Origin of the sequence: Streptomyces sp. Y1 (assembly GCF_041053115.1) — a bacterium.
Classification (GTDB): domain Bacteria; phylum Actinomycetota; class Actinomycetes; order Streptomycetales; family Streptomycetaceae; genus Kitasatospora; species Kitasatospora rubellomurina.
The window spans coordinates 3,435,514-3,457,273 of sequence record NZ_CP163445.1 but is presented as its reverse complement, the minus strand read 5'-3'; the positions used below and the strand labels follow the sequence as shown (position 1 = coordinate 3,457,273).

21 protein-coding genes and 1 riboswitch are annotated in these 21,760 nt (G+C 73.7%); of the genes, 14 read left to right on the top strand and 7 right to left on the bottom strand.

From position 1 onward, the window contains the following. Nucleotides 1-312 precede the first annotated feature (312 nt). The 3 genes from AB2U05_RS14540 to otsB all read left to right on the top strand — a co-directional run bounded on the left by AB2U05_RS14540 (nt 313) and on the right by otsB (nt 2,755). Nucleotides 313-1,566, top strand: a complete 1,254-nt coding sequence (locus tag AB2U05_RS14540) for an extracellular solute-binding protein (RefSeq protein ID WP_369183418.1) — start codon at nt 313-315, stop codon at nt 1,564-1,566. A gap of 91 nt (nt 1,567-1,657) precedes the next feature. Next, the gene (locus AB2U05_RS14535) at nt 1,658-1,885 is read left to right on the top strand and encodes a DUF3263 domain-containing protein (protein ID WP_045692311.1); all 228 of its coding nucleotides are present in this window, start codon (nt 1,658-1,660) and stop codon (nt 1,883-1,885) included. Between the two features lie 30 nt (nt 1,886-1,915). After that, nucleotides 1,916-2,755: a trehalose-phosphatase gene (gene otsB / locus AB2U05_RS14530; protein WP_369183417.1), complete on the top strand. Its 840-nt coding sequence runs from the start codon at nt 1,916-1,918 to the stop codon at nt 2,753-2,755. Here otsB and AB2U05_RS14525 read toward each other — a convergent pair. Together AB2U05_RS14525 and AB2U05_RS14520 are read right to left on the bottom strand one after the other, a co-directional pair. Beyond that, the gene (locus AB2U05_RS14525) at nt 2,742-4,208 is read right to left on the bottom strand and encodes a trehalose-6-phosphate synthase (RefSeq protein WP_045692313.1); all 1,467 of its coding nucleotides are present in this window, start codon (nt 4,206-4,208) and stop codon (nt 2,742-2,744) included. The two genes, otsB and AB2U05_RS14525, sit on opposite strands and share 14 nt — an antisense overlap. A 38-nt stretch (nt 4,209-4,246) precedes the next feature. After that, nucleotides 4,247-5,215 carry a glucosyl-3-phosphoglycerate synthase gene (locus tag AB2U05_RS14520; protein ID WP_107072837.1) on the bottom strand — a complete coding sequence of 323 codons (969 nt, stop codon included), beginning with the start codon at nt 5,213-5,215 and terminating at the stop codon, nt 4,247-4,249. 185 nt (nt 5,216-5,400) lie between these two features. Continuing rightward, nucleotides 5,401-5,536: riboswitch (SAM riboswitch) on the top strand. 16 nt (nt 5,537-5,552) lie between these two features. On the opposite strand from AB2U05_RS14520, the gene thrC reads away from it, so the two are divergent. From thrC to AB2U05_RS14495, 5 genes are all read left to right on the top strand, one after another. Beyond that, entirely contained in the window at nt 5,553-6,833 is a 1,281-nt protein-coding gene (gene thrC / locus AB2U05_RS14515) for a threonine synthase (protein ID WP_045708791.1), read from the top strand. Nucleotides 6,834-6,853: 20 nt separating this feature from the next. Next, complete coding sequence (locus tag AB2U05_RS14510) at nt 6,854-7,132, top strand: ubiquitin-like small modifier protein 1 (RefSeq protein ID WP_045692316.1); 279 nt, start codon at nt 6,854-6,856, stop codon at nt 7,130-7,132. A 585-nt stretch (nt 7,133-7,717) separates the two neighbouring features. Then, nucleotides 7,718-7,927: a cold-shock protein gene (locus tag AB2U05_RS14505; RefSeq protein WP_045692317.1), complete on the top strand. Its 210-nt coding sequence runs from the start codon at nt 7,718-7,720 to the stop codon at nt 7,925-7,927. Nucleotides 7,928-8,262: 335 nt separating this feature from the next. Continuing rightward, complete coding sequence (gene groL, locus AB2U05_RS14500; RefSeq protein WP_045692318.1) at nt 8,263-9,885, top strand: chaperonin GroEL; 1,623 nt, start codon at nt 8,263-8,265, stop codon at nt 9,883-9,885. Between the two features lie 104 nt (nt 9,886-9,989). Next, on the top strand, nt 9,990-10,346 hold the full coding sequence (locus AB2U05_RS14495) for a hypothetical protein (protein WP_045692319.1): 357 nt from the start codon (nt 9,990-9,992) through the stop codon (nt 10,344-10,346). Here the strand turns inward: AB2U05_RS14495 and AB2U05_RS14490 are convergent. Beyond that, nucleotides 10,343-10,999 carry a hypothetical protein gene (locus AB2U05_RS14490; RefSeq protein WP_045692320.1) on the bottom strand — a complete coding sequence of 219 codons (657 nt, stop codon included), beginning with the start codon at nt 10,997-10,999 and terminating at the stop codon, nt 10,343-10,345. The genes AB2U05_RS14495 and AB2U05_RS14490 overlap by 4 nt on opposite strands. A 63-nt stretch (nt 11,000-11,062) precedes the next feature. Here AB2U05_RS14490 and AB2U05_RS14485 point away from each other — a divergent pair, with 63 nt between their 5' ends. The 3 genes from AB2U05_RS14485 to AB2U05_RS14475 all read left to right on the top strand — a co-directional run bounded on the left by AB2U05_RS14485 (nt 11,063) and on the right by AB2U05_RS14475 (nt 13,207). Next, on the top strand, nt 11,063-11,446 hold the full coding sequence (locus tag AB2U05_RS14485; RefSeq protein WP_045692321.1) for a PadR family transcriptional regulator: 384 nt from the start codon (nt 11,063-11,065) through the stop codon (nt 11,444-11,446). Beyond that, entirely contained in the window at nt 11,443-12,399 is a 957-nt protein-coding gene (locus AB2U05_RS14480; RefSeq protein ID WP_045692322.1) for a hypothetical protein, read from the top strand. The genes AB2U05_RS14485 and AB2U05_RS14480 overlap by 4 nt, the downstream gene beginning before the upstream one ends. Nucleotides 12,400-12,511: 112 nt before the next feature. After that, nucleotides 12,512-13,207: a copper homeostasis protein CutC gene (locus AB2U05_RS14475; RefSeq protein WP_045692323.1), complete on the top strand. Its 696-nt coding sequence runs from the start codon at nt 12,512-12,514 to the stop codon at nt 13,205-13,207. A 37-nt stretch (nt 13,208-13,244) separates the two neighbouring features. On the opposite strand, the gene AB2U05_RS14470 is transcribed toward AB2U05_RS14475, so the two are convergent. Beyond that, nucleotides 13,245-15,218, bottom strand: coding sequence for an AAA family ATPase (locus tag AB2U05_RS14470; RefSeq protein ID WP_369185954.1), 1,974 nt, complete (start codon nt 15,216-15,218; stop codon nt 13,245-13,247). 368 nt (nt 15,219-15,586) lie between these two features. On the opposite strand from AB2U05_RS14470, the gene AB2U05_RS14465 reads away from it, so the two are divergent. After that, a complete protein-coding gene (locus AB2U05_RS14465; RefSeq protein WP_157881977.1) occupies nt 15,587-15,742 on the top strand; it encodes a hypothetical protein in 156 nt (51 codons plus the stop codon). Nucleotides 15,743-15,760: 18 nt separating this feature from the next. Here AB2U05_RS14465 and AB2U05_RS14460 read toward each other — a convergent pair whose 3' ends face one another. Together AB2U05_RS14460 and AB2U05_RS14455 are read right to left on the bottom strand one after the other, a co-directional pair. Next, nucleotides 15,761-17,398, bottom strand: coding sequence for a DNA repair helicase XPB (locus tag AB2U05_RS14460; protein ID WP_369183416.1), 1,638 nt, complete (start codon nt 17,396-17,398; stop codon nt 15,761-15,763). 82 nt (nt 17,399-17,480) lie between these two features. Then, nucleotides 17,481-17,885, bottom strand: coding sequence for a hypothetical protein (locus AB2U05_RS14455; protein ID WP_045692325.1), 405 nt, complete (start codon nt 17,883-17,885; stop codon nt 17,481-17,483). A 107-nt stretch (nt 17,886-17,992) separates the two neighbouring features. On the opposite strand from AB2U05_RS14455, the gene AB2U05_RS14450 reads away from it, so the two are divergent. Further along, entirely contained in the window at nt 17,993-18,244 is a 252-nt protein-coding gene (locus tag AB2U05_RS14450; protein ID WP_045692326.1) for a hypothetical protein, read from the top strand. Nucleotides 18,245-18,248: 4 nt separating this feature from the next. Here AB2U05_RS14450 and AB2U05_RS14445 read toward each other — a convergent pair whose 3' ends face one another. Further along, nucleotides 18,249-20,750, bottom strand: a complete 2,502-nt coding sequence (locus AB2U05_RS14445) for a helicase-associated domain-containing protein (RefSeq protein ID WP_369183415.1) — start codon at nt 20,748-20,750, stop codon at nt 18,249-18,251. Between the two features lie 316 nt (nt 20,751-21,066). Between AB2U05_RS14445 and AB2U05_RS14440 the strand changes: the two genes are divergently transcribed. Continuing rightward, nucleotides 21,067-21,756: a hypothetical protein gene (locus AB2U05_RS14440; RefSeq protein ID WP_369183414.1), complete on the top strand. Its 690-nt coding sequence runs from the start codon at nt 21,067-21,069 to the stop codon at nt 21,754-21,756. The last annotated feature ends 4 nt before the right edge of the window (nt 21,757-21,760 follow it).

The following is a 21,760-nucleotide window of genomic DNA, read 5'->3' as shown; positions in this document are numbered from 1 at the left end:
TTGTCGGATTGGTCTGGTCCATCATGGGTGAGCTTTGTCGCAGCTGCGGCGGGTCTGTGCGGCTTTGTGGCGGGGGCTCCGGAGGGCGCCGGGGTCGCCCGGTGTTCACCCGCTGTTGCGCATCGTGCAATGACCCTCCGCACTTCGATAACTACTCGGCGGGTACCCCTGAGTGGTGTGGACCACTGCGCGGTGGATTTGGCAGTGTTGCGCCTCCCCCCTGTCGGATTCCCCGGTCTTCCCGGTCCGGCCGCGTTCCTCCCCCCGAAGGCGGTACCCGCGTTGAACAGGCGCGCCCACGTTTCCGTTCGTGTGCTCGGCACCGCGCTGGCCGGAGCACTGGTGCTCACCGCGGTCAGCGCCTGCGGTGGGCAGGGCGACGGCCCGGTGACCCTCAAGCTGGTCGCCGCCGACTACGGGGAGAACGTCGAGACCAGCTCCAAGCACTACTGGGACGAGGTCGCCAAGGCCTTCACGGCCGCCAACCCCGGCATCAAGGTCGACGTCGAGGTCGACAGCTGGACGGACATCGGCAAGAAGGTCGACGACATGATCGCGGCCGGGAAGTCCCCGGACCTGCTGCAGACCGGCGGCTTCGCCGACCAGGTCGCCGCGGAGCGGCTGTACCCGGCGGCGGACGTGCTCTCGATGGACACCCAGGCCAAGTTCCTCGACAACTTCGCGCACGCCGGCCAGGTCCTCGGCACGCAGTACGGCATCCCGTTCGTGTCCTCCTCGCGCGTGCTGTTCTACAACAAGAACGTCTTCCGCCAGGCCGGCATCACGCAGCCGCCGACCACCTGGAACGAACTGCGGCAGGCGGCCGAGAAGATCAAGGCCAAGGTGCCCGGCGTGACCCCGTACGGGCTGCCGCTCGGCCCGGAGGAGGCGCCCGCCGAGTCGATGCTGTGGACGCTCAGCGGCGGCGGAAGCCTCTCCGACGACGTCGGCAACTACACCATCGACAGCACGCAGAACCAGGCGACCTTCAGCTGGCTGAAGAGCAACCTGGTGAGCACCGGACTGACCTACCCCGAGCCCGGCAAGATGAACCGCACACCGGTGTTCCAGGACTTCGCGGCCGGGAAGGTCGCGATGCTGAACGGGCACCCGACGCTGCTGCGGATGGCCACCGCCGGGAAGATCGACTTCGGCACCGCGCCGATCCCCAGGAAGGACGGCGTCGGCAAGACCGGCAGCCTCGGCGTCGCGGACTGGATGATGGCGTTCAAGGCCAACGGGCACAAGAACGAGATCAAGAAGTTCATCAGCTTCGTCTACAACAAGGACAACCAGCTGAAGTTCGACGAGCAGTACAACCTGCTGCCCGTCACCCAGGACGCGTTCAACCAGATGACCACCGACCCGAAGCACGAGGACCTCAAGCAGTTCGCGTCCGGGCTGACCAACGCGAGCTTCTACCCGTTCGGGGACCCGGCCTGGGGCGACGTCAGCAACCGGATCAAGGCCGGGATCGGGCAGGCGGTGACCGGGGACGCGAAGCAGGTCCTCACCGAGCTCCAGGAGGCGGCGGTCAAGGAGGCGGCCCGGGTCCGGAAGCAGTAGCGCGGGCCGGGCAGCGGGCAGCGGGCAGCGGTCGGCGGTCGGCGGTCGGCGCGAGAATGGCACCGCGGGCCGAGGACGGAGGAGGGCTGCGGTGGGCGAGCTGACCGAGCGGGACCGGGCGGTGCTGGCGCTGGAAGGGCGGCAGTGGCGCACGGCGGGGGCGAAGGAGCGGGCGATCCGGGAGGAGCTGGGGCTCTCGTCGACCCGCTACTACCAGCTGCTGAACGCGCTGCTGGACCGCCAGGAGGCGCTGGCCCACGCGCCGGTCCTGGTGAACCGGCTGCGCCGGGTCCGGGAGGCCCGCCGGGCCGCGCGGTAGCCGCCGCGGGCCGCGGGGTATGGCCTGGGCATGGGATTCGAGGAGACGTGGACGCCGGCCACCGAGGCCGGGCGGGACGGGGTGCGGGCCATCCTGGCGGCGCCGGGGGACGCCGTCATCGCGCTGGACTTCGACGGGACGCTGGCGCCGATCGTGGCCGATCCGAGCGCGGCGCGGGCGCACCCCGGGGTGCTGGACGCCCTGCGCGGCCTGGCCTCGGCGGTGGGGGCCGTGGCGGTGGTGACCGGCCGGCCGGCCGGGCTGGCGGTGGAGTACGGGGGCCTGGCCGGGGTGCCGGGCGTGGTGGTGCTGGGGCACTACGGCGCCGAGCGCTGGGAGGGCGGCGAGCTGTCGGCGCCGCAGGTGCACCCCGGGGTGGCCCGGGCGCGGGCGGCCCTGCCGGACGTCCTGGCCGCGGCGGGGGCGCCCGAGGGGACCTGGGTGGAGGACAAGGGCCGCTCGCTGGCCGTGCACACCCGGCGGACGGCGGCGCCGGAGCGGGCGCTGGAGCTGTTGCGCGCGCCGGTGGGCGAACTGGCCGCCGCGCACGGGCTGGTGGTGGAGCCGGGGCGGCTGGTGCTGGAGCTGCGGCCGCCGGGGGTGGACAAGGGGGCCGCGCTGACCGACTTCCTGCGGGAGCGCGGCGCCCGTTCGGTGCTCTACGCGGGGGACGACCTCGGGGACCTGGCGGCCTTCGCGGCGGTGGAGGAACTGCGCGCGCAGGGCCTGGCCGGCGTGCTGGTGTGCGCCGGGGCGGTCGGGGACGCGCCGGTGCGCGAGCTCGCCGACCGGGCGGACGTGGTGGTCGACGGGCCCGAGGGCGTGGTGGAGCTGCTGAGCGCCCTGGGGGAGGCGGTCAGAGCGCGTTGAGCTGGTCGAGGAACCACTGCTGCGGGGGCAGCGCGGTGGCCGCCGCGGCCAGGCGCTTGGTGCGGTCGGCGCGCTCCCCGGCGGGCATGGTGAGGCCGGCGTGCAGGGCGTCGGCGGTGGCGATGACGTCGTACGGGTTGACGCTCAGCGCGTCCTCGGCGAGTTCGGCGTGGGCGCCGGCCTCGCGGGAGAGCACCAGGGCGCAGCCGTGGTCGGAGACGACCGGCACCTCCTTGGCGACCAGGTTCATGCCGTCCCGGATGGGGTTGACCAGGGCGACGTCGGCCAGCCGGTAGGCGGCCAGCGAGCGCGGGAAGTCGTCGTCGACGTGCAGGATCAGCGGCTGCCAGCCGGGGGTGGCGAACTCGGCGTCGATCTCCTCGGCGAGCCGCCGGACGGCGGCCGTGTACGCGCGGTACTCGGCGAGGTCGGTGCGCGAGGGGTAGGCGAAGGCGATGTGCACCACCCGGTCGTGCCACTCGGGGCGGGTGCGCAGCAGGTGCCGGTAGGCCTGGAGGCCGCGGACGATGTTCTTGCTCAGCTCGGTGCGGTCGACCCGGACGACGGTGCGGCGCTCGCCCACGGCCGCGCGCAGGGCGGCGAGGCGCTCGTCGACGTCGGGGCGGTGGGCGCGTTCGCGCAGGAAGTCGGCGTCGGCGCCGAGCGCGTGCACGCCGAGGCGGGTGGTGCGGCCCTCGTGGGTGACGGTGAGCGCGTCGTGGTCGACGGTGGCGCCGAGGACGGCCTCGCAGCAGGCGGCGAAGGCGCGGGCCCAGCGCTCGGTGAGGAAGCCGGCCCGGTCGGCGCCGAGGATGCCGGTGAGCACGGCCCGGGCGACGTCGTCGGGCAGCAGCCGGTAGTACTCGGGCGGGGCCCAGGGGGTGTGCGAGAAGTGGCCGATCCGCAGGTCGGGGCGCCGGGCGCGGAGCAGGGCGGGGGCCAGCGAGAGGTGGTAGTCCTGCACCAGGACGGCGGCGTTCCCGGCGGCTTCGGCGGCCAGGGCGTCGGCGAAGGCCGCGTTGTAGGCCTCGTAGGCCGCCCACTCGGTGCGGAAGCCGGCGTCGAAGGAGGGCGCGGTGGGCGTGGCGTAGAGCAGGTGGTGGACGAACCAGAGGGTGGAGTTGGCGACGCCGTTGTAGGCGCGGGAGAAGGTCTCGGGGTCGATGTCGAGCATCCGGACGGCCTGGCCGCCGACGTCGTGGCCGGCCAGGTCGAGGCGGCCGTGGGGGGCTTCGCGGGCGGCTCTGCGGTCGGCGTCGCCGAGGGCGGCGCAGACCCAGACGGCGTTCGGGTCGCCGATGGCGGAGAGGCCGGAGACCAGGCCGCCGCCGCCGCGGCGCAGGGTCAGCGAGCCGTCGTCGGCGGTGCCGAAGGACACCGGTCCCCGATTGGAGGCCACCAGGACGGGGGCGGTTCCGGTCGTACTCGAACGTTCGGTCGTGAGATCGCCCATGGTTGGGATGTTGCCGTCGTTCGGATTCCGCAAACCCTTCAACGCCGGGTCGCGTACTCGGGGACGGTGTGCATCGGGGGGCGTTCGAGGGCGGTGACGGGGTGGGTGTGGGCGGTGAAGCCGCGGGTCTCCGGGTCGCGGGTGAACTGGGTGAGCAGGGGGTGGACGAGGTCGGCGGAGGCCTTGAGCCGGTGGGTGCGGTCGAGGCGTTCCAGGGCGGTGCGGTAGATGGTGGCGGCCATCCGGCCGAGGGCCTGGCCGTCCTGGTGGCGGTGGTGCCGGACGCCGACGTCGACCTGGGCCAGGGCGTCCAGCCCGACCAGCTCCAACGCGTCGACCAGCAGGCCGAGTTCGACGCCGTAGCCGGTGGGGAAGGGCAGCCGTTCGAGCAGTGAGCGGCGGGCCGCGTACTCGCCGCCGAGGGGCTGGACGAAACCGGCGAGTTCCGGCCAGTGCAGGTTGAGCAGCGGGCGGGCCACGAGTTCGGTGACCCGGCCGCCGCCGGCCGGCACGACCGCCCCGGAGTCCGTCTCGAGGGGGCGGTCGTACATGGCCTTGACCAGCTGGATGTCCGGTTCGGTGAGCAGCGGGCCGAGGATGCCGGAGACGAAGGCGGGGTCGAACTCGCGCAGGTCGGCGTCGACGAAGCAGACGATGCTGCCGCGGGTGACCAGGAGGGAGCGCCAGAGCACCTCGCCCTTGCCGGGGACGGCGGGCAGCCGGGGGAGGACGGCGTCGCGGTGCTCCACCCGGGCGCCGGCCTCGGCGGCGACGGCGGCGGTGGCGTCGGTGGAGCCGGAGTCGACCACCACGAGTTCGTCGACCAGCGGGAGGCGTTCCATCAGTTCGCGCCGGACGGTGCGGACGATGTCGCCGACGGTGGCCTCCTCGTCGAGCGCGGGCAGGACGACGCTGACGGTCTGGCCGGTGCGCTCCTTGGCCTGGAGGAGGGTGCGGACCGGCCGGTCGGCCGCGCTCCACGAGCGGCGGCGCAGCCAGGACGCCACCGGCGGGAGGAGCTCGGGAGTCGGTTCGGCGGGCACGGCAATCTCCTCGGCGGGGTCGGGTGGGACGCGTCATCTCGCGTGGCGGACAGTCCCTTTCGGGTTTGTCGCCTTCGGATACAGTCTTCGTACAGCGGTCGGACCATCGCACGTCGGGGTCGCCGCCCACGCACCACCACAATTTCACAAGCTCATCCAGAGGGACTGAGGGAACGGCCCGTTGACGTCCCGGCAACCTTCTCGCGCGGCTGTCGTCGACAGGCCCCGGCGGGACAGGTGCCAATTCCGGCCTGTGGCGCGACCGCGCCGCGGGGAAGATGAGGAGAGAGGCCTCGCCATCATGGCTATCGACACCGCCGTACCCCTTTCCGTGGACCTCGGCCCCGCCGCAGCGCTGTCCTGTCGGGAGTGCGGCACCCGCTTCCCGCTCGGTCCGAGCTTCGCCTGCCTGGAGTGCTTCGGGCCGCTGGAGATCGCGTACGACTTCGGCAGTGCCGCCGCCGAGGAGCTGCGCAAGCGGATCGAGGCCGGGCCCGCCTCGATCTGGCGTTACGCGCCGCTGCTGCCGGTGCCGGCCGACGTGGCCGAGAAGCCCAACCTGAACCCCGGCTGGACCCCGCTGGTGAAGGCCGACAACCTGGGCCGGGAGCTCGGTTTCACGGCGCCGCTGCACGTCAAGGACGACTCGGGGAACCCGACGCACTCGTTCAAGGACCGGGTGGTGGCCTGCGCGATCGAGGCGGCGCGGGCGTTCGGCTACACCACGCTGTCCTGCTCGTCGACCGGCAACCTGGCCGGGGCGGTGGGCGCGGCGGCGGCCAGGGCCGGCTTCCGTTCCTGCGTGTTCATCCCGCACGACCTGGAGCAGGGCAAGGTCGTGATGGCCGGCGTGTACGGCGGCGAACTGGTGGGCATCGAGGGCAACTACGACGACGTGAACCGCTTCTGCTCGGAGCTGATCGGGGACCCGGCCGGCGAGGGCTGGGGCTTCGTCAACGTCAACCTGCGGCCGTACTACGGCGAGGGCTCGAAGACGCTGGCGTACGAGATCTGCGAGCAGCTCGGCTGGCGGCTGCCGGAGCAGATCGTGATCCCGGTCGCCTCGGGCTCGCAGCTGACCAAGATCGACAAGGGGCTGCAGGAGCTGATCAAGCTCGGCCTGGTCGAGGACCGGCCGTACCGGATCTTCGGCGCCCAGGCCGAGGGCTGTTCGCCGGTGTCGACCGCGTTCAAGGACGGCCGGGACGTGATCAGGCCGGTGAAGCCGGACACCATCGCCAAGTCGCTGGCGATCGGCAACCCGGCGGACGGCCCGTACGTGCTGGACATCGCCCGCCGCACCGGCGGCGCGGTCGAGGACGTCACCGACGCCGAGGTCGTGGCGGCGATCCGGCTGCTGGCGCGGACCGAGGGCATCTTCGCCGAGACCGCGGGCGGGGTGACCGTGGGCGTGCTGAAGAAGTTGGTCGAGACGGGTCGACTGGACCCGGCCAAGGAGACCGTCGCGATCAACACCGGCGACGGCCTGAAGACGCTGGACGCCGTCTCCGACGCCGGGATGACCGCCGTCATCCGCCCGACGCTGGAGTCCTTCCGCGACGCCGGCCTCGCGTCCGCCTGAACCACCCCGATAGGAGAGCCATGAGCGCCAACGTCCGCATCCCCACCATCCTGCGCACCTACACCGGCGGCGCCGCCGAGGTGACCGCCGAGGGCGCCACCCTGGGCGAGGTGATCGCCGACCTGGAGAAGAACCACGCGGGCATCGCCGCGCGCGTCCTGGACGACACCGGCAAGCTGCGCCGGTTCGTGAACGTCTACGTGAACGACGACGACGTGCGCTTCGCCGAGGGCCTGGCGACCGAGGTCGGGGACGGCGCCAGCGTCTCGATCATTCCGGCGGTGGCCGGCGGCTGCTGAGCCGCGCTTTCGAGCAACGCATTCAAGCCACGCTTCCGAGCCGCCCTTTCCACCCGCCCCGGGCCCGGAAAGGCCCTCGACCGGCCGTTCGCGCGTACGGAATTCCGTTCTCCGTGCGCGCGGGCGGCCGGCTGCATTTCGGCGGGAATATTTCCGCCCCGAGTGGGAGTAGAGTGTGCCTCGGCTGGGAACCGGGGGTTCCCCCCACGATTCGCCGGGGCGGGGCCCGGCCGAGGGGCCGGCCCGCTTCGGGGCCGTGAAACATGTCAGGCAGATGTCAGAATTCCGGCAGCGTTCTGGGGTAATTCGTCCGCTCTGTCCGGCGCGATATTCCGATTTCCTCCCGATTCGTTCGACCTTGTCCCTTGACGGACCGCCGGAATTCCCGGCCTTTGGCCCTGTTGCAGAGGGCGTCGATCCGGATACATTCAGCCGCGGTCGACGTTCATCACCGCGCCCGGCGAACCGGGCCGGGATGGCGCGTCCACGGCTGCGCCCAGGGGGGGTTCCCCGGGCCGGCCTCCAGACCCGGGCCCGCTACCTGCGGGCGCGTGAAGGGCCAGCACAGCACTAGGGGAGTTCGGAATGGCTCAGGGCACCGTCAAGTGGTTCAACGCGGAGAAGGGCTACGGCTTCATCGCGGTCGACGGTGGTGCGGACGTCTTCGTCCACTACAGCGCGATCCAGATGGACGGCTACCGCACCCTCGAGGAGGGCCAGCGGGTCGAGTTCGAGATCTCTCAGGGACAGAAGGGCCCGCAGGCGGACATGGTCCGCGCTGCGGTGGAGGGCTGACCCCTTCCGACCCCCAGGAGCTCGGCACGGCCCACGGCTGGTGACCACTCGCTTCTCGACGGGCCCGTACGACACGCGTCGTACGGGCCCGTCGGCGTGTTCGCGGCGGGGGCGCGGGAGCCGGGGCGGCGGCTCGCGGGCTTGCCGATTGGGCTTGCACTCGACCACCCGGAGTGCTAATCATTGGCGTTAGCACTCACAGTGTGAGAGTGACAGCGGACCGGGTCGGTGAGGCCCCCGGGAGCGGCAGGGAATGGACCTCCGCGCACCAGGGCCGTCCGTCGCGGGCACCCCTTGGTCCGAGCAGTCGACCGTGTCCCGGAGGACCACTTCTGATGGCCAAGATCATCGCCTTTGATGAGGAAGCTCGCCGCGGCCTTGAGCGTGGCATGAACCAGCTCGCCGACGCGGTGAAGGTCACGCTCGGCCCCAAGGGCCGCAACGTCGTGCTGGAGAAGAAGTGGGGCGCCCCCACGATCACCAACGACGGTGTCTCCATCGCCAAGGAGATCGAGCTCGAGGACCCGTACGAGAAGATCGGCGCGGAGCTCGTCAAGGAGGTCGCCAAGAAGACGGACGACGTCGCGGGTGACGGCACCACCACCGCCACCGTGCTCGCCCAGGCCCTGGTTCGCGAGGGTCTGCGCAACGTCGCCGCCGGCGCCAACCCGATGGCCCTGAAGCGCGGCATCGAGAAGGCCGTCGCCGCCGTCTCGGACCAGCTGCTGGCCCAGGCCAAGGACGTGGAGACCAAGGAGCAGATCGCCTCCACCGCCTCCATCTCCGCCGCCGACACCCAGATCGGCGAGCTCATCGCCGAGGCCATGGACAAGGTCGGCAAGGAAGGCGTCATCACCGTCGAGGAGAGCAACACCTTCGGCCTGGAGCTCGAGCTCACCGAGGGCATGCGCTTCGACAAGGGCTACATCTCCGCCTACTTCGCCACCGACCTGGAGCGCATGGAGGCGACCTTCGAGGACCCGTACATCCTCATCGCCAACTCCAAGATCGGCTCGGTCAAGGACCTGCTCCCGCTGCTGGAGAAGGTCATGCAGAGCGGCAAGCCGCTCGTCATCATCGCCGAGGACGTCGAGGGCGAGGCCCTGTCGACCCTGGTCGTGAACAAGATCCGCGGCACCTTCAAGTCCGTCGCCGTCAAGGCCCCGGGCTTCGGCGACCGCCGCAAGGCCATGCTCGGCGACATCGCCATCCTCACCGGTGGCACCGTGATCTCCGAGGAGGTCGGCCTCAAGCTGGAGAACGCCGGCATCGACCTGCTGGGCACCGCCCGCAAGGTGGTCATCACCAAGGACGAGACCACCATCGTCGACGGTGGCGGCGACAGCGAGCAGGTCGCGGGCCGCGTGAACCAGATCCGCGCCGAGATCGAGAACAGCGACTCGGACTACGACCGCGAGAAGCTCCAGGAGCGCCTCGCCAAGCTGGCCGGCGGCGTGGCCGTCATCAAGGCCGGCGCGGCCACCGAGGTGGAGCTCAAGGAGCGCAAGCACCGCATCGAGGACGCCGTCCGCAACGCCAAGGCCGCCGTCGAGGAGGGCATCGTCGCCGGTGGTGGCGTCGCCCTGCTGCAGGCCGGTGTCGCCTTCGACAAGCTGGAGCTGGACGGCGACGAGGCCACCGGTGCCAACATCGTCAAGGTCGCGCTCGAGGCCCCGATCAAGCAGATCGCGACCAACGCCGGCCTCGAGGGTGGCGTCGTGGTGGAGAAGGTGCGCAACCTCCCCGCCGGTCACGGCCTGAACGCCGCCACCAACGAGTACGTCGACCTGGTCGCCGCGGGCATCATCGACCCGGCCAAGGTCACCCGCTCCGCGCTGCAGAACGCCGCCTCCATCGCGGCGCTGTTCCTCACCACCGAGGCCGTCATCGCCGACAAGCCGGAGAAGGCCGCCGCGGCCGCCGGCGGCGGCATGCCGGGCGGTGACATGGACTTCTGATCCTGATCGGTTCCGATCGGATCGGCTGGTTCCTCGTCCGCGTGGGCGGTTCCCTTCGGGGAGCCGCCCACGCGGCGTTTCCCGGTCTCACGGAGAATGGACGGATGGCTTCCGACGACATCGAGACCGCCCTGCACCACGCGCGGGCCCGGATCCTGGCCGACCTCACCGCGCGGGACGTGGCGGACGCCGCCGTCGTCTCGCTGGTGGAACAGGCCGTCACCCATCGCCGCTGGTGGCTGGAGCAGTGGCCGGCCGGCACCGAGTACGTGCTCGGGCTGGTCGCCCAGGACGTCCAGGACGCGCTGCTGGAGGCGTACGGGCGGTGGCCGCTGTGCACCGACTGCGCGGACGACGGCGACCCGCACGCGCTGAGCGTCGAGCCCGAGCTGGGCCCCGAGCCGCACTGGGTGTGCGGCAAGCGGGGCGCGGTGGTGGCCCCGGTGGGGGAGCTGAGCTAGAGGGTTCCGAGCTCGGCCGTGAGATTGGCGCGGGCGGCGGCCGTGAAGCGGGCGTGGGCGGCCGGGGTGCGGAACAGGGCCGGGAGCGCCAGCAGGTGGCGCAGCACGGCGGCCCGGCCGGCCCGGAAGTCCGGTGCGGGGACGAAGCCGTACTCCTCGCGGACGGCGGCCGCGTAGCCGGCGTACGCCTCGGCGGGGCCGCCGAGGACGGCGAGGTCGGCGTCGCACAGCACCTCGCCGTCGCGGTCGCCGGGGGCCGGGTCGTGGGTGACGGTCAGTAGGACCAGCCGCTCGACCTCGGCGACGCGTTCGGCGGGCAGGCCGGCGGCGGTCAGCGCGCGGACGGCCAGGGCGGCGCTGCGCTCCTCGTTCTCGCTGCGGTCGGGCCGGTAGACGGCGTCGTGGAACCAGGCGGCGAGGCGGACGGCGTCCGGGTCGGCGGCGTGGTCGGCGAGGTCGTCGACGTGCCGGAGCACCGCGCGCAGGTGGTCGGCGGTGTGGTAGCGGCGCTGCGGCTCGGACCAGCGGCGCAGCAGCTCCCGCCCGTACGGCTCGGGGTCGACGGTGGCGGCGCAGCGGTGCAGCAGGGCGGTCCAGGCGGCGAGCAGGTCGTCGGTGGCGGCGGGGGCGCGCTCGGGTTCGTCGGTCGGCATGGGCCCATTGTGTCGGGCGGGCGCCCCTGGACAGATATGCCGTTCGGCGATATATGTAGTCGTATGACAGAACGCTCCATGCAGGAGCCGACGCTGCTGCTGCTCACCGCCCTGGCCGATGCCCCCAGACACGGCTACGCGCTCATCCAGGAGATCGCCGCGATCTCGGACGGCCGGGTGAAGATGCGCACCGGCACCCTGTACGGCGCGCTCGACCGGCTGCTCCAGCAGGGCCTGATCGAGGTCGCCGCGGAGGAGATCGTGGACGGCCGCGCCCGCCGCAGCTACGCGCTGACCGACGCCGGGCGGGTCGCGCTGACCACCGAGGCCGAGCGGCTGCGGGCGGTCGCCACCGAGGCGGAGCGCCGCCTCTCCAAGGTCCGATCGATGCTGCGGGGGAACGCGGGGCCGCAGGGCCGCGCCGCGGCAGGGGGGAGCTCCACATGACCACGCCGACGATCGGTGCGCCCGCCGCACCCTCGGCCGCACTGCGGGCCGTGCTCCAGCTGTACCCGGCCGGCTACCGCCGCGAGCGCGGGGAGGAACTGGCCGCGGTGTTCGCGGACACCACGGCGCACGCCGGGCGCTCGGCCGTCGCCCGCGAGGTGTTCGACCTGGCGCTGTACGGCCTGCGGGTGCGGGCCGGGCTGACGGGCTCCACGGCGGCGGGCCGGCTGCTGGCGCTGGTCGCGCCGATGATCGCCGGTGCGGTGGCCGGGGCGGCGCTGGTGCCGTGGCTGGCCGATCCGGACCGGGTGACCTTCCTGCTCACCTGGAACGACTCGCTCTCCGCGTACGCGGAGGTGTTCCTCCAGCCGGTGGGCGCCATGCTGCTCGTGGTGGCGGCCGCGCTGGGGCGGTGGACGGCGGCGCGCGGGCTCGCGCTGTTCCTCGGCGTGCTGGCACTGGGTGAGCTGGGCGGGGCCTTCGTCGACTCGCGGTTCGCGGACCTCTGGTGGCCGGGCTACATCGGGATGGCCACGCTGCCGTTCGTGTTCGCCGCGCTGCTGCTGCTCGCGGCGCCCGCCGACCTGCTGCCCCGGCCCTCGCTGCGGTCGGGCGGCCTGGTGGTGGCCTCGGTGGTCGCGGGCGCGCTGCTGGAGACGGCCCAGCGCTGGGACGACACGAACTTCCCGGTGGACCGGCAGTGGTTCGTGCTGATGCTGGCCGCCCCGCTGGTGCTGGCCCTGACCGCGCTGCGCGGGCGGCGGGTGCCGGCCGCGGTGGGCGTGGCGGTGCTGGCGGTGACGGCGCCGGGCAGCCTGTTCAACATCTGGCGCGAGTCGCGCGGGATCTCGCACCTGGCGCAGACGGCGGCGCCGGTGGTGATCGTGCTGGCGATGGTGGCGCTGGTGGCGTACGGGCTGGGGCGGCGGCGGCCCGAGCGGGTGGGCGCGTGAAGTGGGTGGGCGCGTGAAGCGTATGAGCGTCTGATCGTCGGATGAGCGGGCGAGCCCCCGGCCGGGTGCCGGGGGCTCGCCGCGTTCGGTGCGATGTGGCAGGCTATCCGATATGTCTAGACCAATTTTCGAAGTCATCGCGCTGACGCCCCAGGACGCCCAGGCCGCCGAGTCGGGCGGCGCCGACCGGCTCGAACTGGTCACCGACATGGCCGCGGACGGGCTCACCCCGTCCGTCGAGGACTTCGCCCGGATCCGGGCCGCCGTCGCGATCCCGCTGCGCGTCATGCTCCGCGTCCGGGACGGCTTCGCCCCCGGCGACCTGGACGAGCTGCGCGCCCGCGCCGCCGCGCTGCGGGCCGAGGGCGCCGAGGAGTTCGTCTTCGGCTTCCTCGACGCCCGGGGCGGCGTCGACCTGGCCGCCACCACGGCCGTCGCCGAGGCGGTGGCCGGCTGCCGCTGGACCTTCCACCGGGCGATCGACCACAGCGCCGACCGGGCCGCCCTGCGCGCCGCCGTGGCCGCGCTGCCCGCGCTGTCCGGCCTGGACACCTTCCTCACCTCCGGCGCGGCCGCCGGGGTGGACGCCGGGCGCGAGGTGCTGTCGGCCGAGCTGGCCCGCAAGGGCGAGCCCGGCTACACCCCGCGGATCCTGATCGGCGGCGGCCTGCGGGCCGAGCACCTGAAGGAGCTGCGGGCGGAGGGCTTCGACGCCTTCCACGTCGGCGGCGCGGTCCGGGCGGACGGCTGGCACACGCCGGTGGACGCGGCCAAGGTCGCCGAGTGGCGGGCGCTGATCGACGGCTGAGCACGGGGCCGGTCCTCCGGGGCCGGCCCCTCCTCGGCTACCGCAGCTGCTCCGGCAGCGGCTCGGCGTGCAGCACCGTCAGGCCGGAGACGGCACGGGTCAGCGCCACGTACAGCCGGCGCAGGCCGGTCCGCTCGTCCGGCTCGCCCGCGATCACCGCGGCCGGCTCGTCCAGCACCACGTAGTCGTACTCCAGGCCCTTCGCGAGCGAGGCCGGCACCAGGGTGAGCCGGGCCTCGGCACTGGTCTCCGTCCCCGGGGACAGGTACGGCAGGCCGGCCGCGGCCAGCGCCTCGCCGAGCAGCGGGACGCGGGCGTCGGCGGCGATCAGGCCGATCGAGCCCTCGTGCTCCAGGGCCTCCCGGCAGGCGGCCAGGACGGCCCGCGTCCGCTCGTCCTCGGACACCCGGCGGACCGTCAGCGACCCCGGGGCGTCACGGACGGAGGTGGCCGGGGCCAGGCCCGGGGCGATCGCCGGGAGCAGTCGGGAGGCGTAGGCGATGACCTCCTCCGGCACCCGGAAGCCCTTGGTCAGCTCCTCGACGTGCGCCTCCGGCTTGCCCAGGTGGCGCAGCGCGTCGGGCCAACTCGCCGTCGCCCACGGGGTGGTGCCCTGGGCGAGGTCGCCGAGGACGGTCGCCGAGCCGGTGGTGCAGCGGCGGCCGACCGCGCGGTACTGCATCGGGGAGAGGTCCTGGGCCTCGTCCAGCACCACGTGCCCGAGCGAGGGGGTGCGCTGCACCAGGTCCGTCGCCTCGTCCACCAGGACGGCGTCGGCCTGCGTCCAGCGGGCGGTCTTCACCGAGCGGCCGGGCTTGGGCCACAGCACCGCCTGCTGCTCCTCGGGGGTGAGCACGCCCTCGGCGCACCCGGCCAGGAACTCCGGGTCGGAGAGCAGCCGCAGCACCAGCTTGGCCGGGTCGACGGCCGGCCAGCACTCCTTGACCACGGCCTTGACCGCGCTGTTGCGGGCCACCGCGTCCTGCACCCGGTCGTCCGGGGCCTCGCCGCCCTGCTCCATCTTCACCAGCACGGCGTGCGCGATGCGCTGCGCCAGGGCGTCCCGGGCGGCGCCGTAGCGGGTCTCGCGGCCCTTCAACTCCTCGATGATCTCGGCCAGTTCGTACGCCGGGACGCGCCAGCGGCGGGAGCCGCGGACCACCACGCAGGGCTCGGTGGGCAGCGTGATGCCGGACCGGACGGCCCGGCGCAGCACCTCGGCCATCCGGGCGTCGCCCTTCAGCCGGGCCGCCTGCGGGGTGTCCTCGCCGCGCACCTCGACGTGGCCGACCAGCTGCTGCACGGTGGCCTGGGCGACGTCGAGCTCGCCGAGGGCGGGCAGCACCTGCTCGATGTAGGAGAGGAAGGCGTTGTTCGGCCCGATCACCAGGGTGCCGGTGCGGGCCAGGCGCTCGCGGTGGGCGTACAGCAGGTAGGCGACGCGGTGCAGGCCGACGGCCGTCTTCCCGGTGCCGGGCGCCCCCTGGACGCAGATGGTGCCCGTCACGTCGGAGCGGACGATCTCGTCCTGCTCGGGCTGGATGGTGGCGACGATGTCGCGCATCGGGCCGACGCGGGGCTTCTCGATCTCGGCGGCGAGCAGGGCGGAGGCGGTGTCCGACTCCTCCGGGTCGGAGAGGTGCTCGTCCTCGTACGCGGTGAGCTCGCCGCCGGTGTAGCCGAAGCGGCGGCGGCGCTCGACGTCCTGCGGGTCGGTGCGGCTGGCCCGGTAGAAGGGCTGGGAGACCGGCGCGCGCCAGTCGATCACCATCGGGTCGCCGTCCGCGTCGTGGACGTGCCGGCGGCCGATGTAGAAGCTCTCCCCGCCGCCGCCCTCGCTGAGCTCCTCGCTGATCGCGTGCAGGTAGTCGAGCCGGCCGAAGAACAGCGGGGTGTCGGCGAGGTCGGCCAGGGCGGCGATCCTGGCCTCGATCTGGTTCTGGAGGACGACGGCGGTGACCCAGGTGCCGGTCACGTCGCGGATGTCGAGCGACTGGACGTCCTCGCGCATCGCCCGCAGCGCGGACCGGGACGCGGCCAGGTGGTCGCGTTCGCGCTGGAGGGGGTCGGTGGTGGGGGTGGCGGGCACAGCGAACCTTCCCGGCTGCCCCGGTGGCGGGCGCAGCGGATCGATGGAGCTCACAGTGGGGACGGCCGACCGGTTGCCGAGCGGTCGGGACCTCCCCCGGCTGCCTGCGGGACTTCAGCAGGTACCACGGTGCGGGAGGGGGCAGGCGGACGATCTTAGACCCGTCCGTCTCAGGGTTCCAGCCCCGCAGGTCTCGGGGCCGTCCGTACACCTGGAGGAGGACGGACGCCTCGGTGGATGCGGCCTTTGGAGTGATGCCGTGGGCCGGTCGGGTGCCTACCGTGGAAGACATGAGCAGCCGAAACGAAACCCGCACCGCCCCGGCCGGCGCCACCGCCCTGCCGGGCCGCCGCCGCAACCCGCTGAGCACCGCCGTCCGCAACGTCGGGATCGCCCTGGACACCGCCGCGCGCGTGATCTTCCTCGGGCGCGACGGTGTCTACTGAGACCTCTGACGGGTCGTCCTACAGGACGTCGTCCGCGTCGATGATGCGGTACGCGTAGCCCTGCTCGGCCAGGAAGCGCTGCCGGTGGGCGGCGAAGTCCTGGTCCACGGTGTCCCGGGCGACCACCGAGTAGAAGTGGGCCGCGTGGCCGTCCGCCTTGGGGCGCAGCACGCGGCCGAGGCGCTGGGCCTCCTCCTGACGGGAGCCGAAGGTCCCGGAGACCTGGATGGCGACCGTCGCCTCGGGCAGGTCGATGGAGAAGTTCGCGACCTTGGAGACCACCAGGACGCCGATCTCCTTGTTCCGGAACGCGTCGAAGAGCTTCTCGCGCTGGGCGTTGCTGGTCTCGCCCTTGATCACCGGGGCGTCCAGGGCCTCGCCGAGCTCGTCCAGCTGGTCGATGTACTGGCCGATGATCAGCGTCTGGTCCTTCTCGTGCTTCTTGACCAGCGCCTCCACCACCCGCCGCTTGGTCGCGGTGGTGGCGCAGAAGCGGTAGCGCTCCTCCGGCTCGGCGGTCGCGTAGGCGAGCCGCTCGGAGTCGGTCAGGGTGACCCGCACCTCGCAGCAGTCGGCGGGCGCGATGTAGCCCTGCGCCTCGATCTCCTTCCACGGCGCGTCGAAGCGCTTGGGGCCGATCAGGCTGAACACGTCGCCCTCGCGGCCGTCCTCGCGCACCAGCGTGGCGGTCAGGCCGAGCCGGCGGCGGGCCTGCAGGTCGGCGGTGAACTTGAACACCGGCGCGGGCAGCAGGTGCACCTCGTCGTAGACGACCAGGCCCCAGTTGCGGGCGTCGAACAGCTCCAGGTGCGCGTACACGCCCTTCCGCTTGGTGGTCATCACCTGGTAGGTGGCGATGGTGACCGGGCGGATCTCCTTGCGGGTGCCGCTGTACTCGCCGATCTCGTCCTCGGTGAGCGAGGTGCGCTTGACCAGCTCGTGCTTCCACTGGCGGGCCGAGACGGTGTTGGTGACCAGGATCAGCGTGGTCGACTTGGCGTGCGCCATCGCGGCCGCGCCGACCAGCGTCTTGCCGGCGCCGCAGGGCAGCACGACGACGCCCGAGCCGCCGTGCCAGAAGCCCTCGACGGCCTGCGCCTGGTACGGGCGCAGCTGCCAGCCGTCCTCCTCCAGGCGGATGGGGTGCGCCTCGCCGTCCACGTACCCGGCGAAGTCCTCGGCGGGCCAGCCGAGTTTGAGCAGCACCTGCTTGATCTGGCCGCGCTCGGAGGGGTGCACGACCACGGTGTCCGGATCGACCCGGGCGCCGACCAGCGGGACGATCTTCTTGGAGCGCAGCACCTCCTCCAGCACCGGCCGGTCGGTGGTGGTGAGCACCAGGCCGTGCGTCGGGTGCTTGAGCAGCTGGAGCCGCCCGTACCGGCCCATGGTGTCGGCCACGTCCACCAGCAGCGCGTGCGGCACCGGGTAGCGCGAGTACGTCACCAGGGCGTCCACCACCTGCTCGGCGTCGTGCCCGGCCGCCCGCGCGTTCCACAGCCCGAGCGGCGTCACCCGGTACGTGTGCACGTGCTCGGGCGCCCGCTCCAACTCGGCGAACGGCGCGATGGCGCGACGGCAGTCGGCGGCCCTGGGGTGGTCGATCTCCAGGAGAAGAGTTTTGTCGCTCTGGACGATGAGCGGTCCGTCGTTCACGCGGGGGAGCCCTCCACTGGCTGACAGTCTGGATTGGCGCAGACCCTCCAGTGTCGCGCATTCCGCGGGAAGCGCGTACGGGCTACTTCCACTCGTAGAACTTGCCGGTGGACTTGCCGCCCGCGTCGGTCTCGTACTCGAACATGCCGACGACGCCGTTGAGGCGTTCGAGCTGGGGCGACACGGTGGAGAAGAACAGCGCGCCGCGGAAGCTGGTGCCGCCGTCCGCGGTGAAGTGGCCGACGCCGCTGCCGTGCCAGGTGACGCCCTGGCCGTCGGCGGTCATGTCGACGCCCTGGCCCTCGCCGTAGAGGGAGCCGTCGGCGCGGAGCTCGGACTCGTAGGTGCCGAGCGTGTTGACGGTGATGCCGTAGTAGCTGCCGGTGCCCCGGAAGGACACCTCGACGATCGGGTGCCCCTCGGCCGAGCCGATGACCCGCCGGCCGGTGTCCTCGCCCTGGAATTCGCCGATCAGTTCGCCGAGCATGGTGGATCCTCCTTCTCGCGAACCCCCTGTTCCCGGACTACGCCGGGTGCGCCCGCCCGTCAACCGCTCCGAGTGACCACGGTCCGTACCCGCTCGTTGAGCAGGCCATGAAGACTTCGAAGCGTGTTCTCACCGCCCTCGCCCTCGCGGGCACGGCCTTCGCGGCCACCGCCTCCTCGGCCGGCTCCGCCCACGCCCTCGCGGGCATCGGCGAGGGCCCCGGCGGGCTGCTGGCGGCGCCCGGGTTCCTGATCGCCGACCAGGTCGGCGGCGGCGAGCTGCCGGTCGGGCAGGGGCAGATCGGCAGCGTGGCGGACCAGGCGGTCAAGGAGAAGTTCAAGGAGGCGACCGCGCACTGAGCCGCTATTCGTCGAGCTCCGCGACGCCCGTGATGCGGTGCAGGGCGAAGGTGCGCAGCTCGTCCGCGTGGTGGTCGAAGGCGGTGACGAAGCCGCCTTCGACCTTGACCGGGTCGATGATGCGCTGGCTGGCGATGCCCTCGGCGTTGAGGTAGCCGATCCACATCCGCTCGCCGAGCAGGACGGCGGTCTGCAGGGCGGCCAGGGTCTCGGCGGCGGCGGTGCGGGGCAGCGCGCGCGGGTCGGGGACGGGCTCGCGGCGGGTGGCGGTGGCGGCGCGGTCGCCGGCCCGGACGGCCTTGACGGCGGCGGCGAGCAGGGTGTCGTCCGGGGTGGGCGGGCCGTCCGGGACGGGCACCGGCGCCGCGCGGGGCGGGGTGCGGTGGCTGTCCGGGCGGGTGATCAGCACGTCTCCCTCGGCGGACTCGGCGGCGGGCGCGTAGCCCATCGCGCGCAGCGTGGCGAGCAGGACGTCGGGGGCGGCCTGGGCGGCGAGGACGGTCGGGGCGAGCAGGCGCAGCCGCAGCTCGGCGGCCCGGCGGTCGGCGAGGACCTCGTTCAGCAGCGAGGGGTCGTCGCAGCGCAGGTACGAGGAGGCGGCGCCGACCCGCAGGATGCCGTGGCGGCGGGCCACGTCGTCGATCAGGTAGCCGAGCGGCTGCGGGACGGGCGTGCGGCTGTGCTGCGCCAGGAAGCCCTGCAGATCGGCGGCGGTGCGTCCGGCGTCGAGGGCGCGGCGCACGGACGCCGGGGTGAAGCGGTAGACGGTGGCGCCGCCCTTGGACTCGACGTCGGCGCACAGCGCCAGCGCCTGGGCGAGCGGGGTGAGCAGCGGGCCGGGGGCGATCGCGGTGAGGTCCGGCTGGAGGATCACGTGGTCCAGCGGCTGCGGCAGCAGCGGGGCCAGCACCTCGGCCGGGTCGGACTCGGCGGTGAGCAGGGCGCGGGCGGGGGCGGCGAGGGCGCCGCGGCCGGTGATGCCGAGGAGTTCGGCCTCGGCGAGCGTCCAGGCGGTGAGGCTGTCGCGCAGCTCGTGGCCGTCCGGGCCGGTCGGGCCGCCGCGCAGCGGGCGCTGCCAGCGCAGGGTGGGCAGCAGCTCGGCGGCGGTGGCGGGGGTGCCGGGCGGCAGTTCGGCGAGCAGGGCGAGGGCGGCGCGGCGCACGGACGGCGCCAGGGTGCGGTCCAGTTCGGGGCCGAGGGCGGCGCGCGGCTTGCCCTTGCCGTCCGGGGTGCCGGTGAGGGCGGGCACGCGGGTGGCGGCGAGCCAGGCGCCGGCCAGGACGGACCAGCGCTCGGCGGTGTCCAGCTGCAGCCAGGCGTCGTAGCCCGGGGTGGGCGCCCAGCACTCGTCGGCCTCGCCGTCCGGGGCCAGCAGGCCCGCGGTGTAGGCGAGTTCGAGCCAGAACGCGGCCAGCTGCTCGGTGGTCTCCAGGGTCTGGGCGGTGCGCTTGAGGTCGCGCACGCCGAGGCCGCCGGCGCGCAGGGTGGGCGGCGGGGTCAGGCCCCAGGCCTCCAGCAGCTCCTCGACGGTCCGCACGGCGGTGTGCGCCTGGCCGGCCGCGGCGGCGTCCACGGTGTGCGGGTCGCGCGGCGGCGCGGCGGGTGCGGGCTCCGGCTGGACGGGCTCGACGGTGCGGTGGGTGCGGCCGCCGCGCAGGTGCAGGGCGAGTTCGCGCGGCAGCACGACGCTGCCGGGGCTGCTCGGCAGCAGCAGGCCGCGGGCGAGCAGCCACTCGACCGGGCTCTGCGCGTCCTCGGCGGTGACCGGGCGGGTGGCGTCCGGGACGGTGCCGGTGGGCGGGCCCCAGACCAGGCGCTCCAGCAGCCGCAGCGCCGGCTCGGGGGCGGTCTCCAGCAGCGCGGCGCAGCGGGCGCGGTCGGTGAGGAGGTCGGTGAGCGCGGCGACGGCGGTGACCGGGTCGGGGGTGGCGGGCTGCCCGGCGGAGGCGAGCAACTGCTGCAGCCGGGCCGGGGACATGCCCGCGGTGGCCTCGCCGAAGGTCGGGCCGAGGCCGGTGCGGCCGGGGTTGGCGGCGGTCGGGGCCAGCGCCTCGCGGACGGCGAGGACCAGCCGCAGGCCGTTGTCCGGGCCCCACAGCAGCGCCCGGTCGCGCAGGGTGGCGATCGCGCGGGGCAGGGCGGCGGCGACGGCCGAGCGGTCGGCGGGGGTGAGCGGGGTGGCGCCGGGGTGCGGCTTGACCTTGGCCGGGCCGGTCAGCAGGGTGCGGACGGTGGCCAGGCCGGTGCCGTCCGGGGCGGTCGCCAGCGCCTCGGCGACCTGCAGGGTGAAGCGGTCCAGCCGCTCCAGGGCGCGCAGCGCGGAGGCGCGGGAGGAGAGCCGGGCGGACAGCTGGGTGAGGTCGCCGGGGACGGGGTTCAGCAGGTCGGGCCGGGAGCGCAGCAGGGCGGCGAGCGCGTCGTCGGGGCGGGCGCGCAGCTCCTCGGCGAGGGTGCGGGGGCCGGGGGCGGACCTGCCCTGGCGTCGAGGGCCCTGCTGTGTGGTCATTCGACCTAGGTTAGTCGGGCGGGCGGACGGCGGGGTGTCCTCGTGCGGCCGGGACCGTACCGGACCGGCCGGACTCGCGTGGTCGGGGGCAGGGTGGGTAGCGTCACGCCGAGGGCGGTTCGGTGGGCGGCCGCGCTGTCAGGGGCGAGCCGGGCGAGGCGGGGTGTCGGTGATGACGGACGGCGAGTGGTGGCGCAAGAGCGGGCCGTGGAGTGGCCGTTCCGGCGCTTCGGGGGCGGGCGAGGGCGTGCCGGCCGTCCCGGCTGTTCCTCCGGCTCCTCCGGTTGCTCCGCCGGCTGCCGCCGCTGACGACAGCGTGTACGACCCGCCGGCGGCGAGCGCGGGCGGCCTGCGGCAGGTGTCGCTGGACCTGCCGGGCGTCGCCGGGCCGCAGGACCGGGCGGCCGACGCGCTGCCGCCCTCCGGTGTGCAGAGCCACGGCCCGTGGAGCATGACCGTCTTCGACTTCTCGGACGCGCCGGAGCCCGCGCCGAGGCCGATCCCCGAGCAGCGCGCCGGCGAGGAGGCCCCACCGGTCGAGGCCGCGCCGGTGGCGGGGGCGGGGAAGAAGCAGCGGAAGCAGACGGCGGCCAGGGTCGCGCCCGCGGCGAAGGCGAAGCCGGGCCCGGCCAAGGGTGCCCGCAAGCCGTCCCCGCTGATCCTGCTCTCCTGCGGCCTGCTGGTCGGCGGCGCGGTCTCCGGCTTCTTCCCGGCCATGCTGGCGGGCTGGGGCCTCGGCTACCTGTCCCGCCAACTCTCGGACCTGATGCGCAAGTTCGTCATCATCGGGATCCCGCTGGCCACGATGAGCGCGAGCACGCTGTTCGCGATGCAGCACGCCAAGCAGGCCGGCGGTGCCGGTGGCGCGGGCGGCGGCGCGGGCGTGCAGACGGGCGCCCCGCTGGGCCAGTTCAGCTGGTCGATGGCCCCGGGCGTCCTGCGCACCTCGGCCGTGATCACGGCCGTCGTCCTGCTGCTGCTGAGCCTGCGCCGCCGCCCGTCGTAGCAGG